This is a genomic window from Streptomyces sp. NPDC056452 (genome assembly GCF_042796085.1).
Taxonomy (GTDB): domain Bacteria; phylum Actinomycetota; class Actinomycetes; order Streptomycetales; family Streptomycetaceae; genus Streptomyces.
In genome coordinates, this window is the sequence record NZ_JBHTRI010000009.1 from 159,293 (window position 1) to 185,221 (window position 25,929).

General features: G+C 72.0%; 24 protein-coding genes. 15 read left to right on the forward strand and 9 right to left on the reverse strand.

All coding sequences use genetic code 11. The annotated features are described in order from the left end of the window. Positions 1-12: 12 nt before the first annotated feature. From trpC to trpA, 3 genes are read left to right on the forward strand one after another with little or no spacing between them, the layout of a single operon-like run. Positions 13-840 (forward strand): indole-3-glycerol phosphate synthase TrpC, encoded by an 828-nt coding sequence (gene trpC, locus ACFQ6X_RS11905; protein ID WP_383179723.1) that lies wholly within the window; start codon positions 13-15, stop codon positions 838-840. After that, entirely contained in the window at positions 837-2,096 is a 1,260-nt protein-coding gene (trpB, locus tag ACFQ6X_RS11910; protein ID WP_383179725.1) for a tryptophan synthase subunit beta, read from the forward strand. The genes trpC and trpB overlap by 4 nt, the downstream gene beginning before the upstream one ends. Further along, entirely contained in the window at positions 2,093-2,923 is an 831-nt protein-coding gene (gene trpA / locus ACFQ6X_RS11915; protein WP_383179728.1) for a tryptophan synthase subunit alpha, read from the forward strand. The genes trpB and trpA overlap by 4 nt, the downstream gene beginning before the upstream one ends. 175 nt (positions 2,924-3,098) lie before the next feature. On the opposite strand, the gene thpR is transcribed toward trpA, so the two are convergent. From thpR to ACFQ6X_RS11930, 3 genes are all read right to left on the reverse strand, one after another. After that, positions 3,099-3,671, reverse strand: coding sequence for an RNA 2',3'-cyclic phosphodiesterase (gene thpR, locus ACFQ6X_RS11920; protein WP_383179731.1), 573 nt, complete (start codon positions 3,669-3,671; stop codon positions 3,099-3,101). Positions 3,672-3,767: 96 nt separating this feature from the next. Continuing rightward, complete coding sequence (locus ACFQ6X_RS11925; RefSeq protein ID WP_383179734.1) at positions 3,768-5,102, reverse strand: MFS transporter; 1,335 nt, start codon at positions 5,100-5,102, stop codon at positions 3,768-3,770. Positions 5,103-5,194: 92 nt separating this feature from the next. Further along, positions 5,195-5,635: a MarR family winged helix-turn-helix transcriptional regulator gene (locus tag ACFQ6X_RS11930; protein ID WP_383179737.1), complete on the reverse strand. Its 441-nt coding sequence runs from the start codon at positions 5,633-5,635 to the stop codon at positions 5,195-5,197. Positions 5,636-5,769: 134 nt separating this feature from the next. Here ACFQ6X_RS11930 and ACFQ6X_RS11935 point away from each other — a divergent pair, with 134 nt between their 5' ends. Further along, on the forward strand, positions 5,770-5,985 hold the full coding sequence (locus ACFQ6X_RS11935) for a hypothetical protein (protein ID WP_329208568.1): 216 nt from the start codon (positions 5,770-5,772) through the stop codon (positions 5,983-5,985). Positions 5,986-6,025: 40 nt separating this feature from the next. Here the strand turns inward: ACFQ6X_RS11935 and ACFQ6X_RS11940 are convergent, their stop codons facing one another. Beyond that, entirely contained in the window at positions 6,026-7,483 is a 1,458-nt protein-coding gene (locus tag ACFQ6X_RS11940; protein ID WP_383179740.1) for an NCS2 family permease, read from the reverse strand. Positions 7,484-7,719: 236 nt separating this feature from the next. Here ACFQ6X_RS11940 and ACFQ6X_RS11945 point away from each other — a divergent pair, with 236 nt between their 5' ends. Continuing rightward, positions 7,720-8,016: a DUF2530 domain-containing protein gene (locus ACFQ6X_RS11945; RefSeq protein ID WP_383179743.1), complete on the forward strand. Its 297-nt coding sequence runs from the start codon at positions 7,720-7,722 to the stop codon at positions 8,014-8,016. A 115-nt stretch (positions 8,017-8,131) separates the two neighbouring features. Next, positions 8,132-10,534 (forward strand): HAD-IC family P-type ATPase, encoded by a 2,403-nt coding sequence (locus ACFQ6X_RS11950; protein ID WP_383179746.1) that lies wholly within the window; start codon positions 8,132-8,134, stop codon positions 10,532-10,534. Positions 10,535-10,544: 10 nt separating this feature from the next. Here ACFQ6X_RS11950 and ACFQ6X_RS11955 read toward each other — a convergent pair whose 3' ends face one another. Both ACFQ6X_RS11955 and ACFQ6X_RS11960 read right to left on the reverse strand, forming a co-directional pair. Next, positions 10,545-13,733 (reverse strand): sacsin N-terminal ATP-binding-like domain-containing protein, encoded by a 3,189-nt coding sequence (locus tag ACFQ6X_RS11955; RefSeq protein WP_383179749.1) that lies wholly within the window; start codon positions 13,731-13,733, stop codon positions 10,545-10,547. A 598-nt stretch (positions 13,734-14,331) separates the two neighbouring features. Next, positions 14,332-15,267, reverse strand: coding sequence for a DUF3027 domain-containing protein (locus ACFQ6X_RS11960; RefSeq protein ID WP_383179751.1), 936 nt, complete (start codon positions 15,265-15,267; stop codon positions 14,332-14,334). Positions 15,268-15,714: 447 nt separating this feature from the next. Here ACFQ6X_RS11960 and ACFQ6X_RS11965 point away from each other — a divergent pair, with 447 nt between their 5' ends. Genes ACFQ6X_RS11965 through ACFQ6X_RS11980 form a run of 4 tightly spaced genes read left to right on the forward strand, consistent with a single transcriptional unit; the run spans position 15,715 to position 19,260 of the window. Beyond that, complete coding sequence (locus ACFQ6X_RS11965) at positions 15,715-17,139, forward strand: MFS transporter (protein ID WP_383179754.1); 1,425 nt, start codon at positions 15,715-15,717, stop codon at positions 17,137-17,139. Between the two features lie 27 nt (positions 17,140-17,166). Next, a complete protein-coding gene (locus ACFQ6X_RS11970; RefSeq protein ID WP_329208575.1) occupies positions 17,167-17,649 on the forward strand; it encodes a DUF2771 domain-containing protein in 483 nt (160 codons plus the stop codon). 29 nt (positions 17,650-17,678) lie between these two features. Continuing rightward, on the forward strand, positions 17,679-18,392 hold the full coding sequence (locus ACFQ6X_RS11975; protein WP_383179758.1) for a futalosine hydrolase: 714 nt from the start codon (positions 17,679-17,681) through the stop codon (positions 18,390-18,392). Continuing rightward, positions 18,364-19,260: a 1,4-dihydroxy-6-naphthoate synthase gene (locus ACFQ6X_RS11980; protein WP_383179761.1), complete on the forward strand. Its 897-nt coding sequence runs from the start codon at positions 18,364-18,366 to the stop codon at positions 19,258-19,260. Before ACFQ6X_RS11975 ends, ACFQ6X_RS11980 begins: the two co-directional genes overlap by 29 nt. 37 nt (positions 19,261-19,297) lie before the next feature. Here ACFQ6X_RS11980 and ACFQ6X_RS11985 read toward each other — a convergent pair whose 3' ends face one another. After that, the gene (locus tag ACFQ6X_RS11985) at positions 19,298-19,681 is read right to left on the reverse strand and encodes a cold-shock protein (protein ID WP_329208578.1); all 384 of its coding nucleotides are present in this window, start codon (positions 19,679-19,681) and stop codon (positions 19,298-19,300) included. 167 nt (positions 19,682-19,848) lie between these two features. Here ACFQ6X_RS11985 and ACFQ6X_RS11990 point away from each other — a divergent pair, with 167 nt between their 5' ends. Further along, positions 19,849-20,085, forward strand: coding sequence for a hypothetical protein (locus tag ACFQ6X_RS11990; RefSeq protein ID WP_351165523.1), 237 nt, complete (start codon positions 19,849-19,851; stop codon positions 20,083-20,085). A gap of 9 nt (positions 20,086-20,094) precedes the next feature. On the opposite strand, the gene ACFQ6X_RS11995 is transcribed toward ACFQ6X_RS11990, so the two are convergent. Continuing rightward, positions 20,095-20,715: an HAD family hydrolase gene (locus ACFQ6X_RS11995; protein WP_383179766.1), complete on the reverse strand. Its 621-nt coding sequence runs from the start codon at positions 20,713-20,715 to the stop codon at positions 20,095-20,097. Between the two features lie 160 nt (positions 20,716-20,875). Between ACFQ6X_RS11995 and ACFQ6X_RS12000 the strand changes: the two genes are divergently transcribed. From ACFQ6X_RS12000 to ACFQ6X_RS12015, 4 genes are read left to right on the forward strand one after another with little or no spacing between them, the layout of a single operon-like run. Further along, complete coding sequence (locus tag ACFQ6X_RS12000) at positions 20,876-21,886, forward strand: FecCD family ABC transporter permease (protein WP_383179769.1); 1,011 nt, start codon at positions 20,876-20,878, stop codon at positions 21,884-21,886. After that, positions 21,883-22,968: a FecCD family ABC transporter permease gene (locus tag ACFQ6X_RS12005; protein ID WP_383179772.1), complete on the forward strand. Its 1,086-nt coding sequence runs from the start codon at positions 21,883-21,885 to the stop codon at positions 22,966-22,968. Before ACFQ6X_RS12000 ends, ACFQ6X_RS12005 begins: the two co-directional genes overlap by 4 nt. Continuing rightward, entirely contained in the window at positions 22,965-23,846 is an 882-nt protein-coding gene (locus ACFQ6X_RS12010) for an ABC transporter ATP-binding protein (RefSeq protein ID WP_383179776.1), read from the forward strand. The genes ACFQ6X_RS12005 and ACFQ6X_RS12010 overlap by 4 nt, the downstream gene beginning before the upstream one ends. After that, positions 23,843-24,808 (forward strand): ABC transporter substrate-binding protein, encoded by a 966-nt coding sequence (locus tag ACFQ6X_RS12015; RefSeq protein ID WP_383179779.1) that lies wholly within the window; start codon positions 23,843-23,845, stop codon positions 24,806-24,808. The genes ACFQ6X_RS12010 and ACFQ6X_RS12015 overlap by 4 nt, the downstream gene beginning before the upstream one ends. 42 nt (positions 24,809-24,850) lie before the next feature. Here ACFQ6X_RS12015 and ACFQ6X_RS12020 read toward each other — a convergent pair whose 3' ends face one another. Continuing rightward, positions 24,851-25,927 (reverse strand): hypothetical protein, encoded by a 1,077-nt coding sequence (locus ACFQ6X_RS12020; RefSeq protein ID WP_383179782.1) that lies wholly within the window; start codon positions 25,925-25,927, stop codon positions 24,851-24,853. Positions 25,928-25,929: the final 2 nt, after the last annotated feature.

A 25,929-nucleotide genomic window follows, 5' to 3' on the forward strand; every position in this document is an offset into this window, starting at 1 on the left:
AGGAGCACCACGTTGACCAGCCGAACCGTCATGCCCGGCCTCCTCGGGGAGCTGATCGAGGCGGCGCACCGTCAGACGGCGGCCCGCCGGGCCGAGTGCCCCCTGGCCGAGGTGGAGAGCAGGGCCCAGGCCGCCCCCGCCGTACGGGACTTCGGGGCTGCCCTGCGGGCCCCGGGTCTCGGCGTCATCGCCGAGCTCAAGCCCCGCAGCCCGCTGAAGGGCCCGCTCACCGACGACTACCGGCCCGCCGAACTGGCCCGGCGCTACGAGTCCGGCGGCGCCTGCGCGCTCTCCGTCCTCGCGCACACCGAGGGCTTCGGCGGCCGCCCCGAGGACCTCGCGACGGTACGCGGGGCCGTGGACCTGCCCGTCATGCGCAAGGACTTCGTCGTCGACGAGTACCAGATCGCCGAGGCCCGCGCGTACGGGGCGGACGCCGTCCTGCTCGTGGTCTCCGCCCTCTCCGAGCAGCGGCTGGCCGAGCTGTACACGTACGCGCAGGGCCAGGGGCTGCACATCCTGGTGGAGGTGCACAGCGAGGCGGAGGCGCACACCGCGCTCGCGCTGGGCGCCCTCAACATCGGGGTCAACCACCGTGATCTGCGGGACTTCCGGATCGACCTGGGCCTCACCGGCAGGCTCCGGGCACAGGTACCGGCGGACCGGGTGCTGGTCGCGGAGAGCGGCGTGCGAAACCCGGCGGACGCCCGGCGGCTGCGCGCCGACGGGGCGGACGCGGTGCTGGTGGGAGAGACCCTGATGCGATCGGCCGACCCGGCGGCGGCGGTGGCGGAACTGAAGAACTCGCACGCCCACGGAACCACTCAGGAGAGGTCATGACGACCACGACCGGTACGCCGGCCACCTCGTTCATTCCCGCCCCGAAGGGGCATGTCCCCAGCGACGAGGGCTACTTCGGCGCGTACGGCGGCAAGTTCATCCCCGAGGCGCTCGTCGCCGCGGTCGACGAGGTCGCCGTCGAGTACGACAAGGCCAGGTCGGACCCGGCGTTCGCCGACGAGCTGAACGACCTGTTGGTCAACTACACGGGCCGGCCCAATCCACTCACCGAGGTGTCGCGGTTCGCCGAACACGCGGGCGGGGCAAGGATCTTCCTCAAGCGGGAAGACCTCAACCACACCGGCTCGCACAAGATCAACAATGTGCTGGGCCAGGCGCTCCTCACCAAGCGCATGGGCAAGACGCGCGTGATCGCGGAGACCGGCGCCGGCCAGCACGGTGTTGCGACCGCCACCGCGTGTGCCCTCTTCGGCCTCGAATGCACCATCTACATGGGCGAGATCGACACGCAGCGCCAGGCGCTCAACGTGGCCCGGATGCGGATGCTCGGCGCCGAGGTCATCGCCGTGAAGTCGGGCAGCCGGACGCTGAAGGACGCCATCAACGAGGCGTTCCGCGACTGGGTCGCCAATGTGGACCGTACGCACTACCTCTTCGGCACGGTCGCCGGCCCGCATCCCTTCCCCGCCATGGTCCGCGACTTCCACAGGGTCATAGGGGTCGAGGCACGCCGTCAGATCCTGCAGCACGCGGGCCGGCTGCCCGACGCGGCTGTGGCCTGCGTGGGCGGCGGGTCCAACGCCATCGGACTCTTCCACGCCTTCATCCCGGACGCGGGCGTCCGTCTGGTCGGCTGCGAGCCGGCCGGGCACGGCATCGAGACCGGCGAGCACGCGGCCACCCTGTCCGCGGGCGAGCCGGGAATCCTGCACGGCTCGCGGTCGTACGTCCTCCAGGACGAGGAGGGACAGATCACCGAGCCCTACTCGATCTCGGCGGGCCTCGACTACCCGGGCATCGGCCCCGAGCACGCGTACCTCAAGGACACCGGGCGCGGCGAGTACCGGGCGGTCACCGACGACCAGGCCATGCAGGCCCTGCTCCTGCTGTCGCGCACCGAGGGCATCATCCCGGCGATCGAGTCCGCGCACGCCCTGGCCGGCGCCCTCGACCTGGGCAGGGAACTGGGCAGGGACGGCCTGATCGTCGTCAACCTGTCCGGCCGCGGCGACAAGGACATGGACACGGCCGCCCGCTACTTCGGCCTGTACGACTCCGAGGGGGAGAACAAGTGAGCACGGCCTGCGCCACCACGGGACGCATCCAGCTGCTGAGCGACACACTCGCCAAGGCGAGGTCCGAGGACCGGGCAGCCCTCATCGCCTACCTCCCGGCGGGGTTCCCGACCGTCGACGGCGGTATCGAGGCCGTCAAGGCCGTCGTCGCGGGCGGCGCGGACGTGGTCGAGGTCGGCCTGCCGCACAGCGACCCGGTGCTCGACGGCCCGGTCATCCAGACCGCCGACGACATCGCGCTGCGGGGCGGGGTGAAGATCGCCGACGTGATGCGTACGGTCCGCGAGGCGCACGCGGCGACAGGGGCCCCGGTGCTCGTCATGACGTACTGGAACCCGATCGACCGGTACGGCGTCGAGCGCTTCACGGCGGAGCTGGCCGAGGCCGGCGGGGCGGGCTGCATCCTGCCCGACCTGCCCGTCCAGGAGTCCGCACTGTGGCGTGCGTGCGCGGAGAAGCACGGTCTCGCGACCGTCTTCGTCGTGGCTCCCAGCAGCAAGGACGAGCGCCTGGCGACCATCACCGAAGCCGGTTCCGGCTTCGTGTACGCCGCCTCGCTGATGGGCGTCACGGGCACCCGGGCGTCCGTGGGTGCGCAGGCCCAGGAGCTGGTGCGCCGCACCCGGGCCACCACCGAGCTGCCGGTCTGCGTCGGTCTGGGCGTCTCCGACGCCGTCCAGGCCAAGGAGGTCGCGGGCTTCGCGGACGGTGTGATCGTCGGCTCGGCGTTCGTGAAGCTGCTGCTCGACGCGCCGGACCTGCCGGCCGGTCTGGCCGCCGTACGGTCGCTGGCCGGCGAGCTCGCGGAAGGAGTGCGCAGGGGCTGACACCCGTGCGTCCACACCCTGAGGGGGCGCGGCGTCGCTCCTGTACGGCCGTCCTCGCCGGGCTCAGCCCCCGAGGGCGGCCGCCGCCGCGACAACGATGAACATCAGTACGAGCACGGCTGCCATGATGCGGTTTCTGGTCTTCGGGTCCACCCGAAGAGCGTAACCGGCCCGCTCACCTCCCCAGCGGCCAGGCCTGCACCACCTCGTACCTGGGCTGCTCCCCCACCACCCCGTCCACGGGGAGGTTGCTGCGTACGAGACTGAGCTCACCGGCCTCCCAGTGGACGCCCTCGAAGCCGTCGAGCGCCGCGGCGAACGGGGTCAGGTCGGCCTGGACGCGGCTGCGGGCGAGGGTGAGGTGCGGGGTGTAGCGGCGGTGCTCCTCCATCGACACCCCGGCCCGGCGGGCGGCGGCGTCGGCCCGCTCGGCCAGCAGCCGCAGCGTGTCGAGCCCGCCCGCGGCCCCGGCCCACAGGGCCCGCCCGTCGAACCTGCCGCCGCCGTGGACGCGCAGCGGGAAGGGCTCGGTCCGGTGCGCGGCACGCTCCAGCCGGATGTACAGCTCCGGCAGCAGCTCCTCGTCCACGTTGCCGAGGAAGGCCAGGGTGTAGTGCCAGCCCTCCACAGCCGTCCAGCGCAGATTCACGGCGCCTGGCAGGGCGTGCAGCGCGGCGACCGCGGTGGCCAGTTCCCGCACGGCGGGGGCGGGCGGCAGGACGGCGGCGAAGAGTCTCTGGCTGCTCATGCGGTGAGTGTCCCAGCGCCACGGGGTGTCCCGGGTACCGGGACCGACGAGAACGCCGCCCTCCCCGGCGGGGGAGGACGGCGTGTCCGGGACGGCTCAGGCCGCCGTGGCCAACTGCTCGCGGGGGACGAACCGCACATGCGGGTGTCCCGGGCGCAGGTCGACCTTCAGGCGCAGGCCGCCGACGCGGGCCAGCATGATGCCGACGCCGATCGCGGCCGTCATCGAGAGTGCCCCGCCGGCCGCCATACCGGTCCTGACACCGTGGACGTCGCTGATCCAGCCGACGATCGGGGCGCCCACCGGCGTACCCCCGGCGAAGACCATCATGTAGAGGCTCATCACCCGGCCCCGCATCTCCGGGTCGGCAGCCATCTGGACGCTGGTGTTGGCGATGATGTTGGTCGTCAGACCGATCATGCCGATCGGGACCAGCAGCAGGGCGAACAGCCAGACGGACGGCGAGAGCGCCGCCGCGATCTCCAGCAGGCCGAACGCCGTGCCCGCGGCGACCAGCATCCGCAGCCGCGAGGAGCGGCGGCGGGCGGCGAGCAGCGCTCCGGCCAGGGAGCCGGCCGCCATCAGGATGTTGAAGAACGAGTACATCCCGGCACCGCCGTGGAAGATCTCGTCCGCGAAGGCGGTCAGGAAGATCGGGAAGTTGAATCCGAACGTGCCGACGAAGCCGACCAGGACGATGGGCCAGATCAGGTCGGGGCGGCCCGAGACGTAGCGCAGGCCTTCGCGCAGCTGGCCCTTGGCACGCTTCACGGTCACCGACGCGTGCATCTCGCTCGTCCGCATCATCAGGAGGCCGATGAGCGGGGCGAGGAACGACAGTCCGTTGAACATGAAGGCCCAGCCGCTGCCGACCGTGGTGATCAGGACACCGGCGACGGCGGGGCCGATCAGCCGGGCGGACTGGAAGTTCGCCGAGTTCAGGCTGACCGCGTTGCGCAGCTGCGCGGGGCCCACCATCTCGGAGACGAACGACTGGCGCGCCGGGTTGTCGACGACGGTCACCATGCCGAGCAGGAACGCGATCAGGTAGACGTGCCAGACCTGGACGACGCCGGAGAGGGTCAGCACGGCGAGTGCGATACCGCACAGCCCGAGCGCGGCCTGGCTGATGAGCAGCAGACGCCGCTTCGGGAGCCGGTCGGCGATGACGCCGCCGTACAGGCCGAAGAGCAGCATCGGAAGGAACTGGAGGGCCGTGGTGATACCGACGGCGGCGGCGGACCCGGTGAGGCTCAGGACGAGCCAGTCCTGCGTGATGCGGGACATCCAGGTACCGGTGTTGGAGATCACGGCGCCCGTGGCGAACAGGCGGTAGTTACGGATCTTCAGCGACGAGAAGGTCCCGCCGGTCTTGCTCTCGTGGGTGGAAGTCGGTGCGGGGGCGGAGTCTGCTCCGGATCCCGTACTCAAAAGGGTTCGCCTCCTCGGCGTGTACGACGTACGGACTGACGGGGACGTGACAGCGGGCGCGCGGGACTGCCGGCCTGCGCGCCCGATCGGGGTCAGAGGTGGGCGAGCTTCTCCAGCACGGGCGCGGCGGCCCGCAGCTTCTCCCACTCGTCCTCGTCCAGGCCCTCGGCGAGGTTGGCCAGCCAGGCGTTCCGCTTGGAGCGGCTCTCCGCGAGCATGGCTTCCGCCTGCTCGGTCCGGCTGACCATCTTCTGCCGACGGTCATCGGGGTGCGGTTCCAGTCTGACCAGTCCCTTCGCTTCCAGCAGGGCGACGATGCGGGTCATCGACGGCGGCTGCACGTGCTCCTTGCGGGCCAGCTCACCGGGGGTGGCCGAACCGCAACGGGCAAGAGTGCCGAGCACCGACATCTCGGTGGGGCTCAGCGACTCGTCGACACGCTGGTGCTTGAGGCGCCGGCCCAGCAGCATCACGGCGGAGCGAATGGAGCTCACGGCGGCGGCACTGTCGCCGTCGTGGATCAGGTCAGGCATGTTTATTAGCCTAACTCATTAGCTACACTAAAGACCACTCGGTGGTACGCGCGCGAGAAATTGATCACCCAAACGAGTGAGTATGGGGCGGAAAGCACCTCGAAAAGGCCACACGTGCCGCGACCCTGCTTGGCATGGGATCGACAGTGCTCAGCCTGCGCATAGACGGTGAGCTGCTCGACCGGCTCCGCCAGCACGCCGCCAGACGCGGAATGAGCGTCCAGGACTACGTGGTCCAGACGCTCATCCGCAACGATTTCGACGAGCGCTTCAACGCGGCCGTCGACGAGACGCAAAAGTTCTACGGGGCGGACCCCCGTCACGCGGACCCGGCCGACCGGGTCACATGACGGAGATCCGCCCCGTAGGGGTGGTCGCTCCCGCCGGGGGCTACGTGAGGCCGAGCGCCGGCATCGCGTAGTAGAAGACGAAGACCGCCGACACCGCGTACATGGCCACCGGGACCTCGCGGCCGCGGCCGGCCACCAGGCGCAGCACGCAGAACGTGATGAAGCCGATGCCGATGCCGTTGGTGATCGAGTAGGTGAGCGGCATCATCAGCATCGCGAGGAAGGCCGGGATCGCGAGCGTGTAGTCGTTCCAGTCGATGTCCCGGACCGAGCCCGCGAGGATCAGGAACCCGACCGCGACCAGTGCCGGGGTGGCGGCCTGCGAGGGAACCATCGTCGCCAGGGGCGTGAGGAACAGCGCCACCGTGAAGAGCAGACCGCTCACCACGCTCGCGAGTCCGGTGCGGGCTCCTTCACCGACGCCCGCCGTGGACTCCACGAAGCAGGTCGACGCGGAGGAGGAGCTCACACCGCCCGCGGCGACGGCGACGCCGTCGATGAACAGCACCTTGTTGATGCCCGGGAAGTGGCCGTCCTTGTCCATCAGCTTCGCCTCGTCGCCGACGCCGAGGATGGTGCCCATCGCGTCGAAGAAGCAGGACAGGAGCACGGTGAAGACGAAGAGGATGCCGGTCAGGTAGCCGACCTTCTCGAAGCCGCCGAACAGGCTGACCTGCCCGATCAGCCCGAAGTCCGGGGAGGCCACCGGATTGCCCGGCCACTCCGGGACGGTCAGCCCCCAGGCACCGGCCGGCAGGCCGGCCACGGCGTCGATGAACAGCGCGACGAGGGTCATGGCGACGATGGAGATCAGGATCGCGCCCGGCACCTTGCGGACGATCAGCGCGAGGGTCAGCAGCGTGCCGAGGATGAAGACCAGGACCGGCCAGCCGTTGAGGTGGCCGTCGTTGCCGAGCTGGAGCGGCACGGTGGTGTGCGCGGCGTCGGGGATGCGGGAGACGAAGCCCGAGTCGACCAGGCCGATCAGCAGGATGAACAGGCCGATGCCGATCGCGATGCCCTTGCGGAGCGACTTCGGCACGGCGTTCATCACGCGTTCGCGCAGACCGGTCGCGACGAGCAGCATCACGACGATGCCCGCGAGGACGACCATGCCCATCGCGTCCGCCCAGCTCATCCGGGGGGCGAGCTGGAGGGCGACGACGGTGTTGACACCGAGACCGGCCGCGAGCGCGATCGGCACATTGCCGATGACGCCCATCAGGAGCGTGGAGAACGCGGCGGTGAGCACGGTGGCGGTGACGAGCTGGCCACCGTCGAGCTGGTGCCCGTACATGTCCTTCGCGCTGCCGAGGATGATCGGGTTGAGCACGATGATGTACGCCATCGCGAAGAAGGTGGCGAATCCGCCACGGATCTCGCGCGCGACCGACGACCCCCGCTCGGAGATCTTGAAATAGCGGTCCAGGCCGCCGTGCGGCTGCTGCGGAGCCGGAGGCTGCTCGGGGTCGACCTGAGCGGTGGCCGAGGGGGACATGTATGACCTTCAGTCGTGCATCGGGGGATGAGAACCAGGGGTGGAACCAGGGGTGGAACCAGGGGGGTGAAACCAGTCAGCCTTGGATGTTCACACGAATAATTCGAGACACCCGTAAGCAGATTCAGTATGAATACATAAACGGAATATCGCTATCTCCGCGCGTAGACCCTTGGGCCGACTGCCCGACCGACCGCTCCGACCGGGTGCGATCGGAAGGGCCCTAGACTGTGGCCATGGCGAAGTGGACACCGAAGCACGAGGCACCCGAACCCCTTGAGGGGCCCGTCGTCGCCACCGTCACCGGGGGCACGATCCTCTGGTTCGTCCTCTTCCTCGTTCAGCTCCCCTTCTACGGGTGGTTCGACGACCACGGCAGCACCTGGTGGGTGTGGACCTGCCTCGCCGGGGCCGGCCTCGGGCTCATCGGCATCTGGTACGTACGGGGACGGGACGCCGCGATCAAGCGGGCCGCGGCGGAGGCTTCCTCGCCGGCCGACCGGGACGCCCCGGACAGCGGCGTTCAGCACTGACGCACCCCGGCGCTCCGCGCCGACGTACGACCACGGGACCATCCGCCTCGTACCCCGGTCGGATCTTCGCGCCTCCGGCGGGTGAATCGGTCCTTCCGCCCGTACGGTCGGAACCATGACTCAGCGGGCACTCGAACCCTCCGGGGAGCAGCCGGAACCCGGCCTCGTACAGCCTCTGCGCCCCGGCGGACTGAACACCGCCGAGGTCGCCGAACGGGTCGCGCGCGGCGAGGTCAACGACGTGCCGGTGCGCTCGTCCCGCTCCGTCACCGAGATCGTCCGGGCCAACGTCCTCACCCGGTTCAACCTGATCATCGGCGTCCTCTGGGTGATCATGCTGCTCGTCGCGCCGATCCAGGACAGCCTCTTCGGCTTCGTGATCGTCGCCAACACCGGTATCGGCATCGTCCAGGAATGGCGCGCCAAGAAGACCCTGGACAGCCTCGCCGTCATCGGCGAGGCGAAACCCACGGTGCGGCGGGACGGGGTCGCCGCCGAGGTCTCCGTCTCCGAGATCGTCCTCGGCGACCTGGTCGAGCTGGGCCCCGGGGACAAGGCCGTCGTGGACGGCGTGGTCGCCGAGGCCGACAGCCTGGAGATCGACGAGTCGCTCCTGACCGGCGAGGCCGACCCCGTCGTCAAGCGCCCCGGCGACCCCGTGATGTCCGGCAGCTTCGTCGTCGCGGGCGGCGGGGCCTTCACCGCCACCAAGGTCGGCCGCGAGGCGTACGCCGCGCAGCTCGCCGAGGAGGCGTCCCGCTTCACCCTCGTCCAGTCCGAACTCCGCAGCGGCATCAGCACCATCCTCAAGTACGTGACCTGGATGATGGTGCCGACCGCGATCGGGCTGATCATCAGCCAGCTCGTCGTCAAGGACAACAACTTCAAGGACTCCGTCGCCCGGACCGTCGGCGGCATCGTCCCGATGATCCCCGAAGGCCTCGTCCTGCTCACATCGGTGGCCTTCGCCATCGGCGTCATCCGTCTCGGCCGCAAGCAGTGCCTCGTGCAGGAGCTCCCCGCCATCGAGGGGCTGGCCCGCGTCGACATCGTCTGCCTCGACAAGACCGGCACCCTCACCGAGGGCGGCATGGACGTCACCGGGGTACGGCCCCTGAACGGCTCCGACGAGGGATACGTCCACCGCGTCCTCGGCGCCCTCGGCGCCTCCGATCCGCGGCCCAACGCCAGCCTCCAGGCGATCATCGACGCGTACCCGGACGGCGAGGGCTGGAAGGTCACCCAGGCGATGCCGTTCTCCTCGGCCCGCAAGTACAGCGGCGCCTCGTTCGCCGAGGGCAACGGGGACGCCTCCGCCTGGCTCCTCGGCGCCCCCGACGTGCTGCTCCCCGCCGACGACCCCGCGCTCACCGAGACCGGGCACCTCAACGAGCAGGGCCTGCGCGTCCTGCTCCTGGCCCGGGTGCCCGGCGAGCTGGACGCACCCGACGCCGCCGCCGGCGCCGTCCCCACCGCGCTGGTCGTCCTGGAGCAGCGGCTGCGCCCCGACGCCGGGGAGACCCTCGCCTACTTCGCCGACCAGAACGTCGCGGCGAAGGTCATCTCCGGCGACAACGCCGTGTCCGTCGGCGCGGTCGCGAAGAAGCTGGGCCTCCCGGGCGCCGAGCACACCCTGGACGCCCGCCGGCTGCCCGCCGATCGGGACGAGATGGCCACCGCCATCGAGCAGAACGCGGTCTTCGGCCGGGTCACCCCGCAGCAGAAGCGGGACATGGTCGCGGCCCTCCAGTCGCGCGGCCACACGGTCGCGATGACGGGTGACGGCGTCAACGACGTCCTCGCGCTGAAGGACGCCGACATCGGGGTCTCCATGGGCTCGGGCTCCGAGGCGACCCGCGCCGTGGCCCAGATCGTGCTGCTCAACAACAGCTTCGCGACCCTGCCGTCCGTGGTGGCCGAGGGCCGCCGGGTCATCGGCAACATCACCCGGGTCGCCACCCTGTTCCTGACCAAGACCGTCTACTCGGTGCTGCTGGCGATCCTGGTGGTCTGCTTCCAGGTGGAGTACCCGTTCCTGCCCCGCCACCTCACACTGCTCTCCACGCTGACGATCGGTGTCCCCGCGTTCTTCCTGGCGCTCGCGCCCAACAAGGAGCGGGCCCGGCCCAACTTCGTACGCCGCGTCATGCGGTACGCGATCCCGTCCGGGACCATCGCCGCGGCGGCCACCTTCACCACGTACCTGGTGGCCCGGCACGCGTACTCCGGACAGGACGCGCTGGACGCCGAGACGAGCGCGGCGACGCTCACCCTGTTCCTGGTCTCGATGTGGGTCCTGGTGATCATCGCCCGCCCCTACACCTGGTGGCGGGTCGCCCTGGTCGCGACGATGGGGCTCTGCTTCCTCGTCGTGCTGGTGGTGCCGTGGCTCCAGGACTTCTTCGCGCTGAAGCTGGTGGGGGCGTCCATGCCGTGGACGGCCGTCGCGATCGCGGCGGTCGCGGCAGCCGCCCTGGAGTTCTCCTGGCGGCTGGTCAGCCGCCGCTTCCCCGCGTGAGTCCTGCCGGTCAGTCGAACCAGCGGTCCCGGGCCAGCTCCTCCGTGCGGGAGGGGTCCTCCAGCAGCGCGGCCACCTCGAAGCGGCGCGGCCACTGACCGGCCGCCCAGGCGAGACCGGCCGCCACGCCCTCCACCGTCGAGGCGTGGACCACCCCGTCCGGGGTGCGGCGCCAGTCCAGCTCGACGCCGCCCGCGCGCAGTTCACCGTGCTCGATGTACGTGTCCGGGGTCCCCGCACCGAGCAGGATCCGCACCGACTCGGGCACCTGGTGCTCCTCGCCCTTCGTCGTCACCTCCGCCTCGATGCTCTCGCCGAGCCGTCGCACCTGCAGCAGCTCCGCCAGCTCGGCCGCACGGGCCGGAGCAACCGGCAGCAGCGGGAGCCCCGCGGTCAGCGGCAGCACATCGGGCGCGTCGGCGATCACGGCGTCCGCCGCGTCGACCACCCGTACCTCGTCGTCGACGACGGCCCTCAACTCGTCGGGCAGGGTGACCTGTTCGGGGTCCAGCTCGGCGAGTGCCGTGTAGAGGGAGTGCAGCTGGACGGGGCCGACGGGACGCTCCTCGTCCGCGAGCCGGCCCAGCAGCTCGGCCGCACCGCCCGGCTCGTCCAGGAGCGCGGCTACCGAGGTCCGTACGCCCAGTGCACGCAGCACCTGCGCGTCGTCGAAGCCCGTCGCGTCGACGGAGTCGTACAGGCCCGCGAGGCGCGGGTCGCCGCCCGCCGCGCGCAGACCCGCCGGACGGCGGCCGTCGAGCACCGGGTGGTCGCGCAGCCACCAGGCGGTGTAGGGGCGCACGGACTGCGTCGTACCGTCCGGGAGCAGAACGCGCACCGGCTGGGTCAGCGCGTCGCGCAGCGGCGGCCGGGCGAGCATCGCGAGCGCCTGCGGCCAGGCGTCGTCGTCCACGAGGTCCAGGTCGCGTACGGCGACGAGTTCGGTGGCGACGGGCGGCACCGGGGTGTCGGGCAGCTGGTCCAGGACGTCCTCGCACCACACGTCGACGGCGTCGAGGAGCCCGGCGTCGTCCGGCTCCGCGAAGTCGCTGTCGCGGGGCTCGAGTTCGTCGGGGTCCAGGACGACATCGGCGGCCCGCACGAGGGCGAAGGTGGCCAGCACCCCGCAGGCCGTGAGGGGCTGTTCGCCCCAGCGTTCGGCCAGCTCCCCGTCGCACAGGGCCAGTTCGCCCTCGCGCATGACCTGGGCGAACGGGCTGCCGGGCAGCACGAGCTCACCGGCGGGCGCGGTCTCGCCGTCCTCGTCGGGCAGGGCGAGAGCCCCCAGCCACGGCTCGTCGCCGGGTTCGAGGTCCGCGTCGCGCACGAGCGTGAGGACGGTCTCGGCGAGCTCGTCGCCGTCCAGGGCGTCCTCGTCCCAGATCTCGCCCGCGTCCAGCGAGCCGGCCACGGCGGCCCGCACCTGCGGGGTCGTCAGGACGGCTCGGGGGGTGGCGGGCAGGGCGCCCAGCTTCTCCAGCAGCGGATGGGCCGCGTCCGGGTGGGCGACCTTCAGCCCGAGCCTGGCCAGCCGGGCGAGGACGGGGGCGGTCAGCGCGTCGGGGAGCGGGAGGAGTACCTGGCGGGGGCCGATGGTCGTGCGGGGCGCCTCATCGGTCGAACCCTCCCCGGCGAGCGGTACCGGAAGACCGGTGAGCCGGTCGGGGTCGACCCCGGCCAGGCTGTCGTACAGCCGCCGCCACCAGTCCGGGGCGCGCTCCAGCCCTGCCAGGCGGTCGATGGCCTCGGTCAGCGGGACACGGGCGACGCCGAGCGTACGGAGCTCGACGCGGCGCTCGAGCCCTGCGGGCAGCAGACAGGGCAGCACCTCGGCGAGGACCTTCACGGTCTCGGCACCCACCCCTTCGACCACCTCGGCCTCGATGGGCCGCAGCGCGGTCGTCGCCCTGCCGGGCGCATCCGTACCGGCGGCCTCCCAGTCCGCCCACCGGTCGGGCTCGGCGGCCGGGTCCCGGGGCGCGGCGGCCTCCAGGAACGCGATCCGGGGCAGCCGCTCCAGGATCGCGGCCCGCAGCGCACCGTCCAGCCGGCCCTTGCCGAGCGGCCCGGGCACGAGCGCGATCGTGGTGATCGACACGGGCTCCCACGCGGCGAGCAGTTCCGCGTACGCGTCGGCCGCGCGCTGCACCAGGAAGTCGGTCAGCGGACCGGGCGCGGGGTGCCTGCGGGTGGTGTCGAGCGGCAGCGAGGCGATGAGCAGCGCGGGCACACCGAGGGGCTCGTCGGTGGGCGTCGGCGCGTGCACGACGGGGGCGGTACGGGGGTTCTCGGGCGCCCCGTCCTCACCGACCGGCACCGCCCAGGTGACCGACCAGTGCGGGCGCAGCCGCTCCTCGACGGGGCGGTCGGCGAGCAGGGCGGGCTCGACCGGGCCGTGGCGGGCGACGGTGCGCCAGCGGTGGGTGCCGTGCGCGGAGTCGTCGATGTGGGTGTACGGGCCGTGCTGCGAGCGGCGCAACGTCCGTACGCCGTCCGGGACTTCGATGACGATCTCGTCGAGTCCGGAGAGCGTGAGCAGGAGCGCGTCGTCGACGCCGGTGAGCAGCCGTGCGACGAGGTCCTCGGCGACGCCGTCGCGCAGCGGCAGCACGACGACGGTGTCGTACCCGTCGGGTGCGGCGCCCTCGGCGGGCAGCGGCAGCCGGAGCAGCGGTACGTGGCCGTCGCGGCGGCGCAGCTCGTCGCCGAGGCCGGGGCTGCCCACGGCGGCCTGTCGGGCGAGGTCGCGGGCCTCGGCGAGGGACCAGCGGACGCCGCCGTGCCGGCCGATGACCGCGGGCTCGTCGCTGACGGCGAGCACGGCCGCGAACCCGACACCGAACCGCCCGACGGACGACTCGTGGCCCTCACGCTTGGCGGAGGCCCGCAGCGTGCTCAGGGACTCGACGCCGGTCGCGTCCAGCGGCGCGCCGGTGTTGGCGGCGGCCAGGACGGCAGGGGTGTCACCGGCCTCGTGCAGGGTGAGGCGGAGCCGGCCGGGCACGCCCGCGCGGGCGGCGGCGTCGGCGGCGTTCTGGGCCAGCTCGATGACGAGGCGGTCGCGGTAGCCGCCGAGGACGAGGTCCTCCTCGGCGTTGGCGTCCTCCCGGAAACGGGCGGGGCCCGCCCCCCAGGCGTCGAGCACGCCGCGCCGCAGCCGTGCCGTCCCGAACGGATCGGCCCCCTCGGTCGCATTCATGCCCACGCTCGTAACTCCGCTCTTCCGGTGACCCGTGACGCCCAGTGTGCGCCCGAAGGTACCGCGAGCGGAGCCGCCTCCACGGGCAAGGGTTCCGTCCCCCAGCACGGGACCGGCCGCGTGTGCCCACCTGAGCGCACCGGCCGCCCGGCCCCGCCCCGGAGCGGGGCGTCCGTCCTCAAGCGCCGGACAGGCTGAAATACGCAGCCCGGACGTCACATTCAAGCCGGAGAACCCGACACCCACATCAAGCCAACCCGCCCACACCAAGCCCGGCCATATCAAGCCCGTCCGGCGCTTGAGGACGAAACCCCACAGCCGGAGAACCCGACGCCCCGGAACAGGCCAGCCGATCAAGCCCGTCCGGCGCTTGGGGACGAAACCCCACAGCCGGAGAACCCGACGCCCCGGAACAGGACAGCCGATCAAGCCCGTCCGGCGCTCGAGGACGGAACCCTGCAGCCGGAGAACCCGACGCCCCGGAACAGGACAGCCGATCAAGCCCGTCCGGCGCTTGAGGACAAAGCAGTGACCGGCGCACCCCGGACCGCGCGGCGCCCGGGCACCGCAAGCCCGGGCCCCCCAGCGGCCAGGAGCGTCAGGAGTGGCCCAGATCCTCCGTGGGGCCGTCCGCCTGGGCCGGGACCGAGCCGGTGTCGTCCGCCGGACGCAGCGGGTAGTCGTCCACCTGCAGCGTGTCCAGCGCGTGCGGCGCCGGCTTCGGCGGCTTCGGCATCACCGCGGCCTCGGAGTGCCCTCCGCAGCCGTACGACAGCGAGACCACCCGGCCGTCGGCCGGAGCGAACTCGTTGGCGCACGCCCCGAAGGCCTGCCGCAGAGAACCCGTCATCGGAACGAGGAACGCACACGTGACACAGGACGCCGGCGCGGCCTGCGCCATCGGTGTCTTCGCGCCGAACTCCTCGTCCCACCGGTCGGCCGCCATCCGCAGCCCGTACCGGGACAGCACCCGCGCCCGCCGCGTGCCGAGCTCCTCCGCGACCGAGGCGATCGAGCCGCGGCTCGTCCCCCCGGGACGCGTCATCAGCTCCGCGTCCTCCGCGTCGACCAGGGCCGCCAGCTCCTGGGACACGTCGGAGACCGGGGAGTTCGGCAGGGGCTCGTCCTCGCCGGTGTAACCCGGCTCCAGGCGCGGGTCCTCCGCCTCGGTCGGCAGCAGGTCGCCGGGGCCCATGTCGCCGGGCCTCAGCCGCTCGCTCCACGGCACCCACTCGGGGGCCAGCAGCGCGTCGGAGCCCGGCAGCAGCACCGTTTCGTCAAGGGTGACGTTCTTGGCCCGGGAAGCCCTGGCGACCGTCACCGCCCAGCGCCAGCCCCGGTAGCCGGGTTCCTTGCACTCGAAGTAGTGCGTGACGACCCGGTCCCCTTCGGAGACCAGGGCCACGTGTTCACCGACCACTCCGGGCGCGGCGGCCTCCTCGGCCGCGGTGCGGGCGAGGTCTACCGCCTCGGCGCACAGACGGTCAGGGGCGGGGGTACGGGCCGTACGGCTTCGCGTCGTCGCAGCACTCACAGGTCTCGCTTCTCTCCATACGCCGTCTCGAGCGCGCCAGCAGCTCCATCGATGTCCGATTTCGGCCATGACAGTTGTGGGCGGAGCGGACCTGGGGGCCGCGTCGACGTCCACACCCGTTGTGCCTGCCTCGGGCGCGCCTTCTGCCACCCATTCTGCGGGATCGCGGAGAGGCGCGCGGCCAAGAACAACCGCCGGTGGCGCGTTACGCACGCTACCCTCTCCGCCGCCCCGAGCCCACCTGCCCACCCCAAACAGCACCGGATCCACAGCTGAGCAGGGGCGGAGAGGGACAGAACCCGTGCGAATCCGGCACGGATCGACCGCGACTCCCGGCCAGAATTTCTCTCCGGGCATCTCGTGGACCACTCACCCGACAGGGCGTCCCGCGCCGCGCCCCCGCCCGATCATGGTTCGCAACGCCGGGGGGTGGGGCACTATGGCCAAGTGGCTGCCGCCAGGTCGTCCGACGGGTCCGGTCCGCTCCGCAAGGCGGGCCGGGTGGTGGGTCATGCCCTGCACACCCCGTTCACCGGTACCGCCAAGGGAATCCGGAAGGCGACGCACGCCCACGGAGCCGGGGAGTCCGGTCTCGGCAAGCTGATCGAGCTGCACGCGGTCAACGGCGCGGGCGACGTGATGATCACCATCGCGCTCGCCTCCACGGTGTTCTTCTCCGTTCCCACGGACGAGGCACGCGGCCGGGTCGCCCTCTACCTCGCCGTCACGATGCTTCCCTTCACCCTGCTCGCCCCGGTGATCGGTCCGCTCCTGGACCGGCTTCCGCACGGCCGCCGCGCGGCGATGGCCGGCGCGATGTTCGCCAGGGCGGTGCTCGCGCTGACGATGTCCGGCGCCGTCGCGACGGGCGGCCTGGAGCTCTATCCCGCGGCACTGGGCGTCCTGGTCTGCTCGAAGGCGTACGGAGTCGTGCGCAGCGCCGTCGTGCCCCGGCTGCTGCCACCCCGTTTCTCGCTGGTGAAGGCCAATTCCCGAGTCACCCTCGCCGGTCTGCTGGCCACGGGCGTGGCGGCCCCGATCGGAGCGGGCCTCCAGAGCATCGGATCCGCGTGGCCGCTCTACGGCGCCTGCACGATCTTCATCGGCGGGACCGTCCTCGCTTTCACCCTCCCGCACAAGGTCGACTCGGCGAAGGGCGAGCGCAAGGCCCGCCTCGTCGTCCCGCACGGCGAGGAGCGCCCGGCCGACCCGCGCCCGGGGGGGAGCACCAGGAAGAACGGCAGCACGAAGGGCGGGGCCAAGAAGGGAAAACCCCCGGGGCTGCGGTCCGTCGGGCCGTCCGTCCTGCACGGCCTCCAGGCGAACGCCTCGCACCGCGCGCTCTCCGGCTTCCTGATCTTCTTCCTGGCGTTCCTCCTGCGCGAGCACCCGCTCGCCGGGCAGAGCGCCGCCGTGTCGCTCGGCATCGTCGGCGTGGCGGCCGGTACCGGCAACGCCTTCGGTACGGCGGTGGGCTCCTGGCTCAAGGCACGCGGACCCGAGGTGATCGTCGCGACCGTGCTGGGGCTGGCCCTCGGAGTCGCCGTGCTCGCCGCGGTGTTCTTCAGCACCCTGATGGTCGCCGCGCTCGGAGCGGTCGCCGGATTCACCCAGGCGCTGTCGAAGCTGTCACTGGACGCCATGATCCAGCGTGACGTTCCGGAGGAGGTGCGTACGTCGGCGTTCGCCCGGTCCGAGACCCTGCTCCAGATGGCCTGGGTGGTCGGCGGCGCCATCGGTATCGCACTCCCCCTCAACGGAGTACTCGGCATGTCCGTCGCGGCCGGCATCCTCGCCCTCGGCGCCGGCGCCTCCGTACGGGGTCTCCTGGGTGCCGCGCGGCGCGGCTCGCCGCACCCCCGCGTGGCGTGAGCCGGGGCGACCGATAGCCTTCGGCCCATGACCGTTGCGTTCTTCTCAGGTAAGGGCCGTCGAATCGGCGTCGCTCTTGGTGCCGTGTCCGCGGGACTCCTTGTCCTGTCCGCCTGCGACAAGCCGACGCCGCTCGCCACCGTGACGGTCGGCGACAACTCGGTGAGCACCGAGGCGGCCTGCTACAACGACGGCAAGCCCCTCAAGGAGTCCGAGATCCAGGGCTGCCTCAACAAGAAGGCGGAGAAGTCCGTCAAGGTCGCGATGGACGACAAGGTCCGCTTCGGCGTCGACCCCGAGATCGCGGACGTCGGCTGGACCCTGTTCATCAACGGCCAGCAGGCCGAGCAGGAGCCGTACAAGAAGACCTACCGGTCCATCCCGGGCAGCGCGTTCTTCGCCAGCCAGACGGGCGAGACGCCGTCGGACAAGACGCAGATCAGCATCGTGGAGGCGAAGGGTCAGAAGCTCACGGGCGTCTGGCACTTCCAGCTCAAGAAGACTTCCTGAACCCCCCTGGATCTCCGAGGACCACCGCTGTGCGGGTGCTTGTCGTGACCGCTGTCCCTGCCGAACGGGACGCGGTCACGCGCGCGTTCGGGGGTCCGGCACAGGTAGGTGAGGTGCCGGGCGCCGAGGTGCACCGCGCCGGTCCTTTCGACGTCCTGGCGGGCGGTGTCGGTCCGGCCGCCGCGGCAGCCGCCGCGGCCTTCGCCCTGGCCGCCGCGCCCGAGCCGTACGGTCTCGTCGTATCGGCGGGCATCGGCGGCGGCTTCGCTCCCGCCGCCCCGGTCGGCTCCCTCGTCGTTGCGACCGGAATCGTCGCCGCCGATCTGGGCGCCGAGACCCCGGACGGCTTCGTGCCCGTCACCGGTCTCGGCTTCGGCAGGGACGTCCTCCTGCCGCCCGACACCCTCGTGCGGGAGGTCGCGGCCGCCACCGGCGCCGTCCCGGGCCCCGTGCTCACCGTCTCCACCGTGACCGGCAGCGCGGCCCGCACCGCCGCGCTGCTGGCCGCACATCCCGGAGCCGTCGCCGAGGCCATGGAGGGCTTCGGTGTCGCGGAAGCGGCCGACAGGATCGGCGTTCCCGTGCTCGAACTCCGGGCCGTCTCGAACACCGTGGGACCGCGCGACCGGGACGCCTGGCGCATCGGCGAGGCCCTGGCCGCGCTCACCGGGGCGTTCGGGAAGCTCGCACCCGTAGTGGAAGGTTGGACCCACCATGACCGACGTGACCGAATCCGTGACTGACCCCGCCGGCGGGGCGCAGCCCTCGAAGCTGCGCATCGCCTTCTCGCCGTGCCCGAACGACACCTTCGTCTTCGACGCCTGGGCGCACGGAAGGGTCCCCGGCGCGCCCGCCCTCGATGTCACCTTCGCCGACATCGACCTCACCAACGGCATGGCCGAGCGCGGCGAACTGGACGTCCTGAAGGTCTCGTACGCCGTCCTGCCGTGGGTGCTCGACGAGTACGCGCTGCTGCCGTGCGGCGGTGCGCTGGGGCGCGGCTGCGGACCGCTCGTCCTCACGAAGGAGCCGGGCACCGACCTGACCGGGAAGACCGTCGCCGTCCCGAGCGAGCGCTCCACCGCGTACCTGCTGTTCAGGCTCTGGGCGGCGGAGGTGGTGCCGGGCGGCGTGGGCGAGATCGTCGTGCTGCCGTTCGACGAGATCATGCCCGCGGTGCGCGACGGCCGGGTGGACGCCGGGCTCGTGATCCACGAGGCCCGTTTCACGTACCGGAACTACGGCCTCCACAGCCTGGCGGACATGGGCGAGCACTGGGAGTCGACCACCGGTCTGCCGATCCCGCTCGGCGCGATCATCGCCAAGCGTTCGCTGGGCGAGCGGGCGCTCCAGGAGCTGGCGGACGCGATCCGCACGTCGGTGCGGATGGCCTGGGACGACCCGGAGCGGTCGCGTCCCTATGTCCTGGAGCACGCCCAGGAGATGGACCCGGCCGTGGCGGACCAGCACATCGGGCTCTACGTCAACGAGTTCACCGCCGACCTCGGCGAGAGCGGCTACGCGGCGATCCGCGGGCTGCTGACCCGGGCGGCGGCGGAGGGTCTCGTACCGCCGCTGGCCCCGGACGCGCTGGCGTTCGCCGCCCGTTGACGACAACGGGCGGCGCGGCTCTTCCGTCCGTGTCCGCTCAGACGTCGAGCTGGTCGGCCACCGCCCGCAGCAGGCCCGCGATCTGTGCGCCCGCGGCCTTGTCCGGGTAGCGGCCCCGCTCCAGGCTCGGCGTGATGTTCTCCAGCAGGGTCGTCAGGTCCTGCACGATCGACGCCAGCTCGTCCGGCTTGCGCCGCTGTGCGGCCGCGACGGACGGGGTGGGGTCAAGGATCACGACGGAGAGGGCCTGGTCACCGCGCTGGCCGGCGACCACGCCGAACTCGACGCGCTGACCCGGCTTGAGGGCATCGACGCCGTCCGGGAGTACTGACGAGTGGACGAAGACGTCGTCGCCGTCGTCGCGCGAAAGAAAGCCGAAGCCCTTTTCCGAATTGAACCATTTGACCTTACCCGTGGGCACGTCTGTCCTCGTCCTCGTACTCGTCGGTGTGCGGGAGAGCCGTGAAACGGCTCCGGATAGCAGTACAGCGGGTCTCCATGACCCGCCGGGTCCAAGGCTAATGGCCCAGGAGCCGGAGACAAGACGTCGCCGAATGGTTCCGCCGAGCTGGGAACTACCCTGGCCGGGTGAGTACTACTCCTTCCGGCGCAGGCGACCGGCTCGTACAGGTCGGCGCGATCGTCTTCTTCATCGGCGCACTGGCCACGCTGGTCACTGTGGCCCCGCTGTTCCTGGGCACCGATCCGTTCCCCTCTGTCGCTTATGCCGTGTGCATGCTGATGGGACTGGGCTTCCTGATCGCCGCGGCGGGGGTGGTCCGGTCGGTGTGGAAGAACGCGCCGAAGCGCGCCGCCGCCCGCTAGCGGGGCCCGTCAGGCGCGTTCCGCGTAGGTCCGCAGCCAGGCCGGGAACTCGGTGAGATTTGGCAGGATCACGTCGGCGCCCGCCCTGCGCAGCTCCTCCGCGTCGCACGGGCCGGTGGTGACGCCGACCGCCAGGGCGTTCGCGGCGCGCGCCCCGCGTACGTCACCGGTGTGGTCGCCGACGTAGATGTGCGCCCCGTGCTCCACCAGCGCCTCCGCCTTGGCCTCGGCCCAGAGCCGGCCGATCACCGCGTCCGGTGCGATCCCCAGGTGGGCCAGGTGCAGTTTGGCGCTCGGTTCGTACTTGGCGGTGACGACGATCGCCCGTCCGCCGAGCGCCTGCACCGCCTCGATGGCCTCCCGCGCGCCGGGCAGGGCGAACGTCGGCGTGATCGCGTGCTGCGGATAGATCTCGCGGTACCGGTCGGCCGTCGCGGCGACCGCATCGGCCGGGAACCAGTTCGCGAGTTCGTCCTCCACGGGCGGGCCGAGCCGGCTCACCACCAGATCGGCGTCTATGGGGACCCCGGTCTCTGCCGAGAGGGCCAGGTAGTTGGCCTTGATGCCGGGGCGGGAGTCGATGAGCGTCATATCGAGGTCGAAGCCGACCGTCGGGGCGTGTGAGGGCATGAGGCCATTGTGCCGAGGGGGCCGGGCCGCCCGATCCCGGCGGTGCTTAGACTTAGCCAAGCCTTACCTCCCTTTGTCCGCTTTCTCCTCCCGGGCCGCACCCCTGCCGCTGCCTCGCCGCACCCCTGCCGTTCCCCCGCCGCACCCCCGATTGGTCCCGATGCCAGCCGCCGCACCACGCCTGTCCAGACGCGCATGCGCCACGGCGGCAGCCGTCGTCGCCCTGCTGCTGGCCGTGCTGCTCAGCCTTGCCGTGGGGGCGCGGACCATCGCGCCGACCGCGGTCCTCGACGCCCTGCTGCACGGCGGCCACTCCGACGCCGCCGAGGTCATCCGCCAGATGCGGGTGCCCCGCACCCTGATCGGGCTGATGGTCGGTGCCGCGCTGGCCGTCGCGGGCACGGCACTCCAGGGCATCACCCGTAACCCCATCGCCGACCCCGGCATCCTCGGCATCAGCCAGGGCGCCTCGGTGGCCGTCGTGCTGGCGATCGCGTACGCCGGGATCCACACCCTCACCGGGTACGTGTGGTTCGCGTTCGCGGGCGCCGCCGTCGCGTCCGTCGCCGTGTACGCCATCGCCTCCAGGGGACGCGGCGGTGCGACGCCGGTGAAACTCGCGCTGGGCGGTGCGGCGATCAACGCGCTGCTGGTTTCGGTGACCATGGCGGTGCTCACCACCGAGGCGTCCGCCCTGGACGAGTTCCGCTTCTGGCAGGTCGGCTCGATCGCCGGCCGGGAGGCCCAGGTCGCCCAGCAGATCTGGCCGTTCCTGCTGCTCGGTGTGGCGCTCGTCCTGTCGGTGGCACGCGGACTCGACGCGCTGGCACTGGGCGAGGACGTCGCCAAGGGCCTGGGGCAGAACGTCGCGACCGTACGGATCGTCGGCGGCATCGGCGCCACCGTCCTCACCGGCGCCGGGGTCGCCGCGGCCGGGCCGATCGCGTTCGTCGGCCTCGCCGTTCCGCACATCGCCCGCGCGATCGTCGGCGGCGACCACCGGTGGGTGCTGCCGATGGCGGCCCTCATCGGCCCCGTGATGCTCCTCGTGTCCGACGTCATCGGCCGGATCGTCCTCCCACCGGGCGAGGTCCCCGCCGGTGTGATGACGGCACTGATCGGTGTGCCGTTCCTGGTCACCCTCGTACGCCGGAAGGCGGTGCCCGCATGAGCGCGGACACGGCAGTGCCCGTACCTGCCGGGGTCCGGCCCGCGGGCTACAGCGTCGTACGGGCCGGGAAGCGCGCCCGCTTCCTGCTCCACCGGCGGGCCGCGACCGTCGCGGCGGCTCTCGCCGTGCTGTTGGCAGCGGTCTGTGTCGCCTACCTCTGCGTCGGCGAGAGCTTCGTGGCACCCGCGGAGGTCGTGAAGGTCGTCCTGGGACAGCCGTCGCCCGACGAACTGGTCGTGGGCACCCTGCGGCTGCCCCGCATGGTGGTCGGCCTGCTCGTCGGCGCGGCCTTCGGCATCGCTGGGGCCCTGATCCAGACGGTCGCCCGCAACCCGCTCGCGAGCCCCGACATCATCGGCATCAGCCAGGGCGCGAGCGCGCTCACGGTCGGCGCGATGACCTTCGGCGTCACCTCGTACACCGTGCTGCCGTACCTCTCCGTCATCGGCGGGGTCGCAGCGGCGGCGCTCGTGTACGTGTTCGCCTGGCGGGGCGGGCTGCACGCGACCCGCTTCGTCCTCATCGGCATCGGCTTCGCGATCGCCCTGCGGTCGGTGACCACCCTGTTCCTGACGAAGGGCGACTACCTGGTCGCCCAGCAGGCACAGATCTGGATGACGGGTTCCCTCAACGGCCGCGGCTGGAACGAGGCCGCCCCGATCGGCTGGACGCTGCTGGTCCTGCTGCCCGCCGTGCTGTGGGCGGCGCGGGCGCAGCGCAGCGTCTCGATGGACGACGACACCGCGACCGCGCTCGGCGTACGGCTCGGCCGCGTGCGGCTCGGGCTCGTCGCCCTCGGGGTGGTCCTGGCGTCCGTGGCGACGGGAACGGCGGGGCCGGTCGACTTCGTCGCGCTCCTCGCCCCGCAGATCGCCCGCCGCATGACCCGTACGGCGCAGATCCCGCTGCTGTGCTCCGCGCTCCTCGGCGCCGTGGTCGTCGTCCTCGCCGACCTCCTGGCGCGCAGGCTCTTCTCCCCCACCGAACTTCCGGTGGGTGTGCTGACGGCCGCGGTCGGCGCCCCGTACCTGATCTGGCTCATCATCCGCGGCCACGGCGGCCGCACTGGAGGCAACGCATGAGCACGACCGGCCCCGGTCCCCTCACGGACGCCGTGCCCAGCAGGCTGACGGCGCGTGAACTGACCCTCGCCTACGAGGACCGCACCGTCGTGCACGAGCTGGACCTGGCCGTTCCCGACGGGCAGGTGACCGTCATCGTCGGCCCGAACGCCTGCGGCAAGTCGACCACCCTGCGGGCGCTCGGCCGGCTTCTGAAGCCGGCCGGCGGCTCGGTGCTCCTGGACGGCACGGAGCTCTCCCGGATCCCCACCAGGAAGATCGCGCAGTCGGTCGGGCTGCTGCCGCAGACACCCGTGGCGCCCGAGGCGATCACTGTCTCCGACCTGGTCGCCCGTGGCCGCCAGCCGCACCAGCGGTGGTGGCAGCAGTGGTCGGACGAGGACGAGCGCGCGGTCACGGACGCGATGGAGCGCACGGACATCTCCGCGCTCGGCGACCGGTCGGTGGACGAGCTGTCCGGCGGCCAGCGCCAGCGCGTGTGGATCGCGATGGCGCTCGCGCAGGAGACGGACCTGCTGCTGCTCGACGAGCCGACGACGTACCTCGACATCGCCCACCAGGTGGAGGTCCTGGACCTCGTGCGCCGGCTCGCGGCCCCGGCGGCCGACGGAACCCGCGGGCGCACCGTCGTCACCGTGCTCCACGACCTCAACCAGGCCGCCCGCTACGCCGACCACCTGGTCGCCATGAAGGCCGGCCGGATCGTCGCCGAGGGCCGCCCCGGCGACATCGTCACCGCCGAACTCGTACGCGAGGTCTTCGGGCTGGAGGCGGTGATCGTCCCGGACCCGGTGACGGGTTCACCGCTCGTCGTGCCCGGTGCGCCCTGGTCCCCGTCACCGTCCCTGCCCGCTCCCGGAAAGGCCTCACTCCTATGACGACCTCCCCGTCCCGCCGCGGCCTCGTGGCCGGTCCGCTGGCCGTGACCGCCGCGCTCGCGCTCACCGCGTGCGGCTCCTCCGACCGCCCGGACTCCGCCCCGCCGGCGTCCACGCACACCGTGAAGACCGTGATGGGGGACGTGAATGTCCCCGACGCGCCGAAGCGGGTCGTCGTGCTGGACACCGCCGAACTGGACTCCGCGCTCACCCTCGGAGTGAAGCCGGTCGGCGCCACGCACGCGGACGTGGAGTCGGGCTTCCTCGACTACCTGCCCGAGGACCAGGTCGCCGGCATCAAGGACGTCGGCGAGATGATGACGCCGAACCTCGAGGCCATCGCCGCGCTCCAGCCCGATCTGATCCTGACGAGCAAGATCCGCCACGGTGACAAGTACGCCGAGCTGGCAGCGATCGCGCCGACCGTGATGACGGAGAACACCGGCTACCCGTGGAAGGCGAACTTCCAGGTCCACGCGGACGCGCTGGGCCGGAAGGCCGAGGCGAAGAAGGTCACCGCCGCCTACACCGCGCACACCGCGGAGGTCACGCGGGCGCTCGGCGGCGCGGCGAAGGCGGCGGACACCGAGGTCAACATGGTGCGGTTCGTCGAGGGCGCCGACATCCGCATCTACGGCAAGCAGAACTACATCGCGACGATCCTCGCCGATGTCGGCCTGGGCCGGCCCGCGATCACGGACAGGGCGAAGGACGGCTTCTCCTACGACGTCAGCCCGGAGAAGATCGACCTGGCGGACGCGGATGCCGTCTTCCACTCGACATACGGCGACGCGAAGAAGTCCAAGCAGACGCAGACCGTCGGCAGCGGCCTGTGGAAGAACATGTCCGCCGTGAAGAACGGCAAGGTGTTCCCGGTCGACGACCAGCTGTGGATCCAGGGCATCGGCTACACGGCGGCGGAGAAGATCCTGGACGAGCTCCGGGCCGACCTGACGAAGTAGCCGCCCCGCGACGGGTGCGGCGCGCTCGGCCCGCGCCGCACCTCAGCCCGGCAGCCTCCGGGACCGCCACACCAGGTACAGCGCGGAGGCCACCGCCGCCGTGCGGACGACCACCGGCCACACATCCGACATCGCGTCCTTCATCGCCCCCTCCGCGATGGGCTGCCCCCAGCGCCCGTCCATGCGCCCCCACAGCCAGACGAAGGCCCCGGCCACCACCACACCCGGCAGCCCCATCGCGACCCACTTCGCCTCCGTGCGCGAGAGCTTGCGCGAGCTGTACGCGAGCAGCCAGCCGCCCGCGAGGGCCACCCAGGACCCCAGTACGGCACCGGCGACGAGCAGCGCCGCGGACAGCAGCAGGAACGGATGCGCGAAGCGGGTCGCTCCCGCCCCGGCGGCGGCCTCCGGAGCGGCGGGAGCGGACGCGGCCACCCTGCGGCGGCGGAGCCGAAAGCGCCTCGGACGGGGTACGGCGGCGGCCTCCTCGGCCGCCTTGCCGGGTGCTTCGGCCGCCTCGCCGGCCCCGGGCTCCTCCTCCTGGGCCGGCCTCGGGGGCCGCAGCAGTTCCGGGCTCTCCAGTCCTCCCACGAACCCCGGCACCGAGGTGCCCTCGCCGAACGGTCCCGGTTCGATCCGCCACCAGTCGGGTTCACCGCCCGGCGGCCCCGCCTCGGCCAGCCCCGTCATGTGCGGCGCCGACGCCGAGGGCCAGCCGGGCACCGGCCCCTCGTCCCCGGCCTCCTCCTGCGCCTCGCGCCCGTCCGACGCGCCCTTGCGCAATGCGTCTTTCCGGAGCAGCCCCCGTCGTGGCCGGGGAATCCCGCGCGGCTCCGCGGCGGCCGGCTCCGACCCCGCCCGCGGCGAGGGCAGGGACACCGCTCCGTCGCCCGACTCGGCTGCCGCTGCGACCAGTTCGGCCGGTGTGCCGAGCCTGCCGATGATGCGCCGCACCACCGCCGGAGAGTCCGATCCGTCCGTCCCGCGCTGCCGGTCGATCTCGCCCCGCAGTGCCGAGACGAGTCTCATCCGGGCACCCGATGACAGCTGTTGCTGCTGCGCCAGGTCACCGACCCGGCTCAGATAGTCGTAGACAAGCTGGTCGCTCTCGATGCCCACGC